This window comes from Polaromonas sp. (assembly GCF_029945895.1).
GTDB lineage: Bacteria > Pseudomonadota > Gammaproteobacteria > Burkholderiales > Burkholderiaceae_C > Polaromonas.
The window spans coordinates 1-10,606 of the sequence record NZ_JAQSDL010000098.1; the positions used below are offsets into that span (position 1 = coordinate 1).

Annotated in this window: 9 protein-coding genes; 2 read left to right on the forward strand and 7 right to left on the reverse strand. The window is 63.1% G+C overall.

Annotated features, from left to right (window positions below; translation table 11 throughout):
• Positions 1-149: 149 nt before the first annotated feature.
• From PSV33_RS14865 to tal, 3 genes are all read right to left on the reverse strand, one after another.
• On the reverse strand, positions 150-473 hold the full coding sequence (locus tag PSV33_RS14865; RefSeq protein ID WP_300511869.1) for a DUF805 domain-containing protein: 324 nt from the start codon (positions 471-473) through the stop codon (positions 150-152).
• An 85-nt stretch (positions 474-558) separates the two neighbouring features.
• Positions 559-2,124 carry a glucose-6-phosphate isomerase gene (gene pgi, locus PSV33_RS14870; protein ID WP_300562978.1) on the reverse strand — a complete coding sequence of 522 codons (1,566 nt, stop codon included), beginning with the start codon at positions 2,122-2,124 and terminating at the stop codon, positions 559-561.
• 9 nt (positions 2,125-2,133) lie between these two features.
• Positions 2,134-3,081 (reverse strand): transaldolase, encoded by a 948-nt coding sequence (gene tal, locus PSV33_RS14875; protein ID WP_300562980.1) that lies wholly within the window; start codon positions 3,079-3,081, stop codon positions 2,134-2,136.
• 121 nt (positions 3,082-3,202) lie between these two features.
• On the opposite strand from tal, the gene zwf reads away from it, so the two are divergent.
• Both zwf and PSV33_RS14885 read left to right on the forward strand, forming a co-directional pair.
• Positions 3,203-4,669: a glucose-6-phosphate dehydrogenase gene (gene zwf, locus PSV33_RS14880; protein WP_300562982.1), complete on the forward strand. Its 1,467-nt coding sequence runs from the start codon at positions 3,203-3,205 to the stop codon at positions 4,667-4,669.
• A 234-nt stretch (positions 4,670-4,903) separates the two neighbouring features.
• Positions 4,904-5,752, forward strand: coding sequence for an SIS domain-containing protein (locus tag PSV33_RS14885; protein WP_300562984.1), 849 nt, complete (start codon positions 4,904-4,906; stop codon positions 5,750-5,752).
• Between the two features lie 598 nt (positions 5,753-6,350).
• Here PSV33_RS14885 and PSV33_RS14890 read toward each other — a convergent pair.
• The 4 genes from PSV33_RS14890 to PSV33_RS14905 form a co-directional block, all read right to left on the reverse strand.
• Positions 6,351-7,346, reverse strand: coding sequence for an oligopeptide/dipeptide ABC transporter ATP-binding protein (locus tag PSV33_RS14890; RefSeq protein ID WP_300562990.1), 996 nt, complete (start codon positions 7,344-7,346; stop codon positions 6,351-6,353).
• Positions 7,347-7,450: 104 nt separating this feature from the next.
• Complete coding sequence (locus PSV33_RS14895; RefSeq protein WP_300562986.1) at positions 7,451-8,428, reverse strand: ABC transporter ATP-binding protein; 978 nt, start codon at positions 8,426-8,428, stop codon at positions 7,451-7,453.
• Positions 8,429-8,551: 123 nt separating this feature from the next.
• Positions 8,552-9,463 (reverse strand): ABC transporter permease, encoded by a 912-nt coding sequence (locus PSV33_RS14900; protein ID WP_293594298.1) that lies wholly within the window; start codon positions 9,461-9,463, stop codon positions 8,552-8,554.
• A gap of 9 nt (positions 9,464-9,472) precedes the next feature.
• The coding region (locus PSV33_RS14905; protein ID WP_300562988.1) for an ABC transporter substrate-binding protein at positions 9,473-10,606 on the reverse strand (1,134 nt) is incomplete at its 5' end.

The following is a 10,606-nucleotide window of genomic DNA, read 5'->3' on the forward strand; positions in this document are numbered from 1 at the left end:
ATCCTCACGTACCCCAAGGTACGTTCCGGTTCCTGCGCTCCGTCCGCCTAGCCTGGCACCTGCTCGCTACGCCGCCCGGACTTTCCGGGCAGCAAACAAAAAACCCGCAGGGCTCGCGCCCTGCGGGTTTTTTCATGTGCGCTCGAAACTCAGGCCGACGCGTATTCGCTGCCGGCTTCGCGGGCCGGCTGGGCCCACCAGTAGACCAGCACAAACCAGCCGATGACGGTGAGCATGATGAGTTGCCACCAGCCGCTTTTGCCAATGTCGTGAAGCCGGCGCGTGCCTGCGGCCAGGGCCGGAAGCAGCAAAGCCAGACCGACCAGGCCGCTGAGCGTGTCACTGAGCATCGAAGCGGCAATGGAGACCAGGACCTGGAACAGGAAAAACCACCAGAATTCAGGGCGCGAGGCGCGGCCGGAAAAGGTCGCGTACTTGGCGAAACAGGTGGAAATGGCTTGACCGAAGTTCATGTTTTTTTCTCCTCCTCAGGATACAAACGGGGTAAATTCCCCGCGCCATGATATGCCAGACCCGGACCAGTACTGCGGCGGTCCCTCAGCGCAGGCGCTTCAACAAGCCCGCGGTGGAGGAATCCAGCCCTGAAACATCTCCACTGCGCAAACGCGGTTCGATGTCCCTGGCGAGCACCTTGCCGAGCTCGACGCCCCACTGGTCAAAACTGTTGATGCCCCAGATCGCGCCGCTGACAAACACGCGGTGCTCCTGCACCGCAATCAGCGCGCCCAGGCTGGCCGGGTTCAGTTCCTCCAGCAGGAGAAAGGTGCTGGGGCGGTTGCCCGGGAAGTGTTTATGCCCGGCGGCGTCGCTCTTGCCCAGCATCAGCGCCTGGGCCTGAGCCAGCACGTTCGCAAGGAGCTTGTCGTGGTGGCCCGGCAAGCCATGGGAGGATTTTTTGACGGCAACAAACTCGACCGGCACCACGTCCGTGCCCTGATGCAGCATCTGGAAATACGCGTGCTGGCCATTGGTGCCGGGTTCGCCCCAGAGCACCGGCGCAGTGGCAAAAGGCAGCGCCTGGCCCTGGGCGTCCACGCGTTTGCCGTTGCTCTCCATCTCCAGCTGCTGCAGGTAGGCCGGCCAGCGGCGCAAGGCGCTGCTGTAGGGCGCCAGACTGCGGCTGGTGAAACGGTGGAAGTTTCGGTACCAGACATCAAGCAGGCCCAGCCGCACCGGCAGGTTCTGTGCCAAGGGTGCCGTGCGGAAATGACCGTCCATCGCGTGGGCGCCGGCCAGCAGGTCGCGAAAACCAGCGGCGCCTATGCTGATGGCCAGCGGCAGGCCAATGGCCGACCACAGCGAGTACCGCCCGCCCACCCAGTCCCAGAAGCCGAAGGTCGTGCTGATGCCAAAGGCCTGGGCCGCGGCAATGTTGGTCGTCAGTGCGGCAAAGTGGCGCGCGATGTCCGTCCCGCCCTGCGCTTCAAACCAGCGTTTCGCCGACAGGGCGTTGGTCATGGTTTCGGTGGTCGTGAAGGTCTTGGAGGCAATCAGGAACAGGGTGTTCTGTGCCTGGACCTGCGCCAAGACGCTGGCGAGTTCCTGCCCGTCGACATTGGAGACAAAGTGAAAGCGCTTGCCGGGAATGCGGAAGGCGTCGAGCGCCAGCACCGCCATCTGCGGACCGAGGTCGGAGCCACCGATGCCGATGTTGACGATGTCGGTGATGGCCTCGTCCCGACGCACCTGCTCTGCGTAGGCCAGCATGGCGGCCAATGTTTCCTGCACCTGGTCAAATCCGGCCGCTATGTTTTCAGGAGCTGCCGGCGCCCATCCCTGCTGGGCTTGAGCCGGATTTCTCAATAAAAAATGCATGACCGCCCGATCTTCGCTGCGGTTGATCCTCTCGCCGGCAAACATCGCATCGCGGTAGTGCTCCACGCCGCGCTGGCGCGCAAGGTCCAGCAGCAAGGCCTGGGTGGGCGCATCGATCAGGTTTTTGGAGAGGTCGGCAAAAACATGCGGCGCCTCCTGGCTGAACGCAGCGAACCGGCCGGGATCGGCCGCAAAGGCCTGGGGCAGGTCGAACCTTTTCCCCGTCGCGTCAAACTGCGCCTGCAGCGCAGCCCAGGCGGGGGTCTGGTGGCAAGGTGGACGGTCCATCAGCCGAACCTAGGCCGCCAGCATCAGCTGTTCAAGCTTGACCGCATCCGCCGCAAAGGCGCGTATGCCTTCGGCCAGCTTTTCGGTGGCCATCGCATCTTCGTTGAGCGCATAACGAAAGGTCACCTCGTCAAAGCCGATGGCCGGCAGGTCCAGCGCCTGTGCGGACTGGGCGTCCAGCGCGCGCGCCAGTGGTGCCTCGCTGGCAGCCAGCTGGCCCAACAGCTCGGGGCTGATGGTCAGCAGGTCGCAGCCGGCCAGGGCGGTGATCTGCCCGATGTTGCGAAAACTCGCGCCCATGATCTCGGTCTTGATGCCGAATTTCTTGTAGTGGTTGTAGATCTGGCGCACCGACTGGACGCCGGGGTCGTTGGCGCCGGCATGCGCAGCTTCGTCCCACGCGGCGCCGGCCGATTTTTTGTACCAGTCGTAAATGCGGCCGACAAAGGGGGAAATCAGCTGCACCCCGGCCTGGCCGCAGGCCACCGCCTGGCAGAAGGAAAAAAGCAGGGTCAGGTTGGTGTGGATGCCCCGGTCTTCGAGCCGGCGCGCGGCCTGGATGCCCTCCCAAGTGGCCGCCACCTTGATCAGCACGCGGTCGATGTGGATGCCTTCCGCCTCATAGAGCTCGATGATGCGTTCGCCGCGTGTGAAGGTGGCATTGCTGTCAAAACTCAGACGCGCATCGACTTCGGTCGACACCCGGCCCGGGATGATGGACAGGATCTCGCAGCCAAAACGCACCAGCAGCCGGTCCATGGTTTCATCGAGCGCACGGCCGCGAAACTTCGCCACGGTGTCCGCCAACAGCGGCTGGTAATCGGGCTTTAACACGGCCTTGAGGATCAGCGACGGGTTGGTCGTTGCATCCTGAGGCTTGTAAGCGTCGAGTTGTTTGAAATCACCGGTGTCGGCCACGACGGTGGTGAACTGCTTGAGGGCTTCGAGTTGGTTCATGGCGAAAGTGTAGGTGGGCCACGGCCACAGCCCTGTAAGACCATGACCTCATTGAGTTACCATTATGGCAACATCTTATGAAACTTTATTACATATCTGCCGATCGGAAAGGCTGTGGAACATGAGTTTTGATCTGGTCCTGTTTGGCGGCACGGGCGATCTGACCTGGCGCAAACTGATGCCGGCGCTGTTCCAGGCCTTCCGGCACGGCTCCCTGCCCGCAGACGGCCGTATTGTGGGCGTGGGCCGCGACCCCATGAGCGATGCCGAGTACCGGGCTTTGATACGCGCACGTTTTGACAGCGTCGAACTGGCCAAACGCCCCACCGGAGACGAGTTCGAACGTTTTGCCGCGCTGCTGCACTACCTGCGCATGGACCTGTCCGGTCCGGCCGACTATGCGGCACTCGCCACCCTGCTGAAAGCACGCCAGGCCGACACCGTCGTGATGTACCTGGCCACCGCGCCGACCCTGTTCAAGGCGATCTGCGAAAACATGGCGACCGTCGGGCTCAACGGCCCGCAAACCCGCGTGGTGCTGGAAAAACCACTGGGTCACGACCTCGCCTCGAACCGTGCCATCAACGAGGCCGTGCTGCGTGTGTTGCCGGAAAAGCAGATCTTCCGCATCGACCACTACCTCGGCAAACCTTCGGTTCAGAACCTGTTCGCCCTGCGTTTCGGCAATTCGCTGTTTGAGCCGCTGTGGCGCCGCGAGACCATTGCCAACATCCAGATCACGATTGCCGAGGAACTCGGCGTGGAAAAACGCGGTGCCTTTTACGACAGCACCGGCGCGCTGCGCGACATGGTGCAAAACCACGCGCTGCAATTGCTCTGCGCGATCGGCATGGAGCCGCCGATCAACGCCCACGCCGATGCCATCCGCGATGAGAAGCTCAAGGTCCTGCGTTCGCTCAAGGCCTGGACACCGGAAACCCTGAAGCACCACGTGATTCGCGGGCAGTACGCAGCGGGCAACATCAACGGCGAGGCCGTGCCCGGTTACCTGCAGGAAAGCGGCGTCAGCCCGGACAGCAGGACCGAAACCTTTGTCTCCCTGCGCGCCGAAATCGCCAACTGGCGCTGGGCCGGCGTGCCGTTTTACATACGCACCGGCAAGCGGCTGGCCGACCGCGACGCCCACATCGAGGTGAACTTCCGCCCGACGCCGCACGCCATCTTCAAGTCGCCGCTGGGCGCCGGCAACCGGCTGGTGATCAACCTGCAGCCCAAGGACGGGCTGGAGCTGCACCTGCTGGCGCAAGGCCAGGACAACCGGCAGGGTGCACGTGCGGCCAGCCAGACGCTGGCGCCGGTGCAGCTGGACCTCGACTTCGACAAGCGTTTTGGCACCGAACGTGTCGGGGCCTACGAACGCCTGCTGCTGGACGTGATCGACGGCCGGTTGAACCTGTTTGTGCGCAGCGATGAACAGGAAGAAGCCTGGCGCTGGGTCGAACCGATTCTGGACGCCTGGGAGCACGATACCGACGGCCCGCGCCCTTACACCGCCGGCACCTGGGGGCCCAGCGCCTCCAGCGCCATGATCGCGCGGGACAGCCATTGGTGGAGTGAAGAGTCTTGACCCCAATGTGGCCCCCACAGTCATTCGCTTCGCGTAACTCCCTGCACCTTGCAGGCCGCCGCTCGCCAGAGGCTTCGCTTCTGTCGCCCGTCCAAACCTGCTCAAGCAGTTTTGGAGCCGCGGGCTCCAGCCCCGAGGGGGCCGCTGCGCCTGCGGGCTGGCAGAGCCAGACCCGCGGCCCCGGCTTGGAATACGCCATCAGGGACGTACTTCGCGACGTTTGGGGCTCATTCAGTGCTTGACCGCATCAAAGCCTGCCTGCCTTCGCTGGCGCCGGCGGAGCAGCGTGTGGCGCACCTGGTGCTCAGCGATGCGCGGGCCTTTGCCAGTCTGCCGGTGACCGAGCTGGCTGCACGCGCCCATGTCAGCAAGCCGACGGTGATCCGGTTTTGCCGCAGCGTCGGTTACGACGGCCTGTCAGACTTCAAGCTCAAGCTGGCCGGCAATGTCAGCGAAGGTGTGCCTTTCATTCACCGCAGTGTCGATGCAGATGACAAGACGAACGACGTGCTGGTCAAGGTGATTGACAACACGGTGGCCGCCTTCCTGAAGTACCGCAATGACGCCAGCGCGGCGTTGATTGAAAAAGCCGTGCTGGCCCTGGCGGCGACCTGCAGCAGCGGACAGCGCATCGAATTTTTCGGCGTTGGCAATTCCGGCATCGTCGCGCAGGATGCGCAGCACAAGTTCTTCCGTCTCGGCGTGCATGCCATCGCCTACAGCGACGGCCACCTGCAGGTCATGAGCGCCTCGCTGCTCAGGCCGGGGGACTGCGTGGTGATCATCTCCAACTCGGGCCGCACGCGCGACCTGATGGACGCCTGCGATATCGCCCGCAGGAATGGCGCCACCACCATCGTGATCACGGCCAGTGGCTCGCCGCTGGCCGCCGCCGGCCACATTCACCTGGCCGCCGACCACCCCGAGGGCTATGACCGCTACAGCCCCATGGTGTCGCGCCTGCTGCACCTGATGATCATCGACATCCTCGCGACCTGCGTGGCGCTGCGCATTGGCAGCCCGACCCTGCAGCCGCTGCTCAAGGAAATGAAGAACAATTTGCGGAGCAAACGGTACGCCTGAGGTTCTTCGGTTCTGGCGGAGCCTGTCGAAGCTGCGTTTCTTCCTCAAGCCTCTTTCGTTCGCTTCTGCCTGTTGGCCGGGGGTTGCCCGGCGGCAACTCACTTTCTTTTTGCGTCGCCAAAAAGAAAGCAAGCAAAGAAAAAGGCGCCCCGATGGTCTGGGTCCCTCCGCTTCGCTGCGGGCAGCCTGCGGTGCTCGCCGAAAGTGGGGGCGAGCTCGAACTCGCCTTCGGCTCAGACAATCGCTCGCCCTGATCCACTTTCGGCTGCGCTCCTCGGCCCAGCCCGACGGGTGGGGAAACGAAGACAAATACCAAAAACCGAATGCGGGGAGACATGACGCGCGCAGCGCGTCATGGCGGACTCAAGCGACCGTGATGTTTGCACGCGGTCGCAGCACACGCGGCCAAATGAAGTCCCCCTCCATCGCCCAGCGGGGCGATGGAGGGGTTAGGGGTGGGAGTGGGGAGTTATGCCTACTTTCCAAGGCAAACCGCAGACGCAGCGTGACGCCGCCAAGGATTTCATCCGCATTCAAGAATGGAATCGGCCTCCAGCCCTTACGTAGAAAGCGCTACCAGCTACAAAAACAGGAGCAACTAGATGCGACCTTCTTCGACAGCATGGCAGGCGATCTTCACGCCCTGAATGCTCAGAAGCTGTGGCCGCTCGGCGCGGCAGCGGTCGTTGACGTGCGGGCAGCGCGGATGGAAGGTGCAGCCAGTCGGCGGGCTCAAGGGGTTGGGCACCTCGCCCTGCACCGGGGTGCGGGCGCGGCCGGTGTCATGCATTTTCGGGATCGCGTCCAGCAGCATGCGTGTGTAAGGGTGCTTCGGGTTGGCAAACAGCGTCTGCTTGTCCGACAGTTCGACCAGCCGTCCGAGGTACATCACGCCGACCTGGTCACTGACATGGCGCACCACCGCAAGATTGTGCGAAATGAACAGGTAAGTCAGCCCGCGCTCGCGTTGCAGGTCTTTCATGATGTTGAGCACCTGCGCCTGCACACTCACATCGAGCGCCGAGGTCGGCTCGTCACAAACCAGAAACTCCGGCTCGGTGGCGAGTGCCCGGGCAATCGAGATGCGCTGGCGCTGGCCGCCCGAAAACTGGTGCGGAAACTTGACCATGTCCAGGGGGGACAGGCCGACCGACTTGAGCAGCTCGCCCACGCGCGCCCTGAGTTCGGCCTCGTTGGTGATCAGCCCGTGTTCCTTGAGCGGCTCACCCACGATATCCTCCACGATCCAGCGCGGATTCAGGCTCGCGTACGGGTCCTGGAAAATCATCTGGATGCGTCGCCGCAGCTGCCGGCCTCGCGGCGTCTTGAAGGCCGCATGGGCATCCTGGCCGTCAAAGGTCAGGCCGCCGCGCGTCGGCTCGTACAGGCCCACCAGCAATCGGGCCACCGTGCTTTTGCCACAGCCCGACTCGCCGACCAGGGCCAATGTCTTGCCTTTTTCAATCTCGAAGCTGACGCCGTCGACGGCATGCAGCATCAGCCTGGGCTTGCCTTCAAGTACCCGGTTCAGCCAGGGTGGGGAAACGTCGAAGGTCTTGGCCAGGTCAAAGGCCTGAACAAGAGGAGCCCCCACGCTTGTCGCTGCGCGTACGTCGCTGCCCCCCGAGGGGGCTGTTTTCCCTTGGGGCGGCCCTGCGGGAAAACGGTCGCCCGCGCTTGTCGTCGTTTCGCTGTTGCTCATGCGGGCACTCCCACCGCGGCATCGTGCAGCCAGCAGGCGGCGCGCGTGGCGCCAGCAGGCAGCAGGTCCGGCCTGTCCCGCTTGCAGCGGTCAAACACCTTGGGGCAGCGCGGATTGAAGGCGCAGCCTTGGGGAATGGCGTTCAGGCGCGGCATGGCACCGTCAATCTGATTGAGTCGCTCGCGGTCCAGCGTGATATCGGGGATGGCCTCCATCAGGCCAGCGGTGTAGGGATGGGACGGGTGATTGATCACCTCATGCACCGGGCCAATTTCGGCAATGCGGCCGGCGTACATCACGGCCACGCGGTCGCAGGTTTCGGCGATCACGCCCATGTCATGGGTGATCAGCATCACCGCAGCACCGCGCTTCTTGCAGATGCTCTTGAGCAGCATGATGATCTGCGCCTGTATCGACACGTCGAGCGCCGTGGTCGGCTCGTCAGCCACAATCAGCTTGGGCTCGGCGGCCAGCGCCAGCGCAATCACCACGCGCTGACGCATGCCCCCTGAGAACTGGTGCGGGAAATGTTCGATGCGCTGCTCGGCCGCCGGAATGCCGGTGTCCTGCAGCAGGGAAATGGCGCGCTGGCGCGCTTCCGCGTTGCTGACCGGCAAATGCGCCTGTATCGTTTCGATCAGCTGCCGGCCCACCGTGTACAGCGGGTTCAGCGAGGTCAAGGGGTCCTGGAAAATTGCACCGATCTTGCGGCCTCGAATATGACGCATCTGCTCGTAGGGGAGGTTGTCAATGCGTTCGCCTTCGAGCAGGATCTGCCCTCCGCCAATACGACCGGGCGGCTCCAGCAGCCCGATGATGGCAGCGCCGGTCAGCGACTTGCCGGCGCCCGACTCACCGACCACGCCCAGAATTTCGCCGGGGGCGATATCAAACGAAATGTCGTCCAGCGCCCGCAGCGTGCCGCGCCGGCCGGGAAACTCGACGATCAGGTTCTTGACTTGTAAAAGACTCATTCGCTTCTCAGTAAATTCAAGCGTCTGCCGGGGGAAAGGTTTTTCCGCAGGGCCGCCCCAAGGAAAAATGCAACCCCTTGGGGGGCAGCGTCGTACGCAAGGCGACAAGCGTGGGGGCCATGTTTATCTGAGCCTCGGGTTCAACGCATCACGCAGCCAGTCGCCCAGCAGGTTCACGCTCAGCGAAATCAGCACCAGCATCAGACCGGGAAACACCGTGATCCACCACTCCCCGGAAAACAGGTAGTCGTTGCCGATGCGGATCAGGGTGCCCAGCGAAGGCGACGTGGGCGGCGCGCCCACTCCCAGGAAAGACAGCGTGGCTTCGGTGATGATGGCCGTGGCCACCTGGATGGTCGCCAGCACCAGCACCGGCCCCATCACATTGGGCAGCACATGACGACGCATGATGCGCATCGGTGTCACACCGGTCACACGTGCCGCCTGCACGTACTCCTTGTTGCGTTCGACCAAGGTCGAGCCCCGCACCGTTCGGGCGTACTGCACCCAGCCGGTGAGCGTGATCGATATGATCAGCACTCCCAGCGCCAGGGAGTCCTGCGCGTTGGGGAACAGGGCCCGCCCCACCCCGGCAATCAGCAGGGCCACCAGAATGGCCGGGAAAGACAGCATCACGTCGCACAGGCGCATTAACGCAGAGTCAATCCAGCCACCGTAAAAGCCGGCCAGCAAACCCATGCCCACACCGAACACGACCGACAGGATCACCGAGGCAAAACCCACCGCCAGGGAAACGCGGGCACCGTACATGAGGGCCGAGAGGATGTCCCGCCCCTGGTCGTCGGTGCCCAGCAGGTACTTGCTCGAGCCTTCGGCCGACCACGCCGGCGGCAGGCGGGCATCGCTCAGTTCGAGCGTCGTCAGGTCAAACGGATTGTGCGGGGCCACAAAGCCCGCAAACACCGAACAGAATATGCAGATGAGGGCGACTGCAGCTGCAGCCATCGCCACCGGGGAGGTGCGAAAGCTGTAGCCGATGTCGCCATCCCACCATCGGAATAGCGCGCTTTTCATCAACCCTTGTTATTTGTTGACTTTGACGTACTTCCAGGGCATTCCGTTGTCGGGCCACTGAACCATTTCAATGTTCTTCCTGGACGCCCAGTTGAGCGCCTGCTGATGCAGCGGCAGATGACCCACTTCATCCTGATGGATCTTCAGCGCTTCACGGATCATCTCGTTGCGCTTCTTGTCATCGGTCTCGGAAGCCACCAGGTCGGTCAGCTGATCCACCCTGGCGTTGCTGTAGGAACCCAGATTGAACTGACCGCGGCCACCCTCACCCGGCGTGGACATGATGGGGTAGAGCACGTTGTGGGCGTCCACCGTGCTCGGTGTCCAGCCCAGCATGTAGAAGCTGGTGTCACGCCGCAGGATTTTCGGAAAGTAGGTGCCCTTGGTTTCGGCTTCCAGATTGATCTTGACCCCGATGCGCGACAGGTTGGCAGCCACGGCCTGGCAGATCTCACCGTCATTGACATAACGGTCGTTCGGGCAGTTCATCTTCAGCTCGAACCCTGCACCGTAACCCGCGTCGGCCATCAGCTTCTTGGCAGCTTCCACGTCAAACGGCAGGCGCTTGGCAAGCTCGGGAGCGTAACCCTTGATCTCGGGTGCCAGCAGCGTCGCCACCGGCGTGGAGGCACCGCGCATCACACGGTTCTTGATGGCTTCGATGTCGATGGCCTGGTAGAAGGCCTGGCGGACGCGTTTGTCCTTGAAGGGGTTTTTGCCCTTGACGCTGGAGAACTGCAGTTCGTCGCGCTTCTGGTCCATGCCGAGGAAAATGATGCGCAGCTCGGGGCCCTGCAGCACTTTCAGATCGGCATTGCCCTTGATGCGGGCCACGTCCTGCACCGGCACCGGTTCCATCACGTCAATTTCACCCGACAGAAGTGCCGCGACGCGGGTGCTGTTGTTGCCGATGACGTTGAAGATCACCTCGTCCACATTGCCGTCGATCTTGCCCCAGTAATTGCCGTTGCGGGTAAAGGTGGTGCGGACATTGGGCTGGCGCTCACGCACACGGAAAGGGCCGGTGCCATTGGCGCGGAAAGACGCGGCGTTTTCAATGCCCTTGCGGCGGTCCACCGGCTTGGTGGCCTGGTTCGTTTCGCACCACTTCTTGCTCATGATGTGCCACTGCGTGAACAGCTC

Coding starts and splice junctions, on each gene's coding strand:
- PSV33_RS14865 (WP_300511869.1), bottom strand. CDS start 473: ATGAACTTCGGTCAAGCCATTTCCACCTGTTTCGCCAAGTACGCGACC.
- pgi (WP_300562978.1), bottom strand. CDS start 2,124: ATGGACCGTCCACCTTGCCACCAGACCCCCGCCTGGGCTGCGCTGCAG.
- tal (WP_300562980.1), bottom strand. CDS start 3,081: ATGAACCAACTCGAAGCCCTCAAGCAGTTCACCACCGTCGTGGCCGAC.
- zwf (WP_300562982.1), top strand. CDS start 3,203: ATGAGTTTTGATCTGGTCCTGTTTGGCGGCACGGGCGATCTGACCTGG.
- PSV33_RS14895 (WP_300562986.1), bottom strand. CDS start 8,428: ATGAGTCTTTTACAAGTCAAGAACCTGATCGTCGAGTTTCCCGGCCGG.
- PSV33_RS14900 (WP_293594298.1), bottom strand. CDS start 9,463: ATGAAAAGCGCGCTATTCCGATGGTGGGATGGCGACATCGGCTACAGC.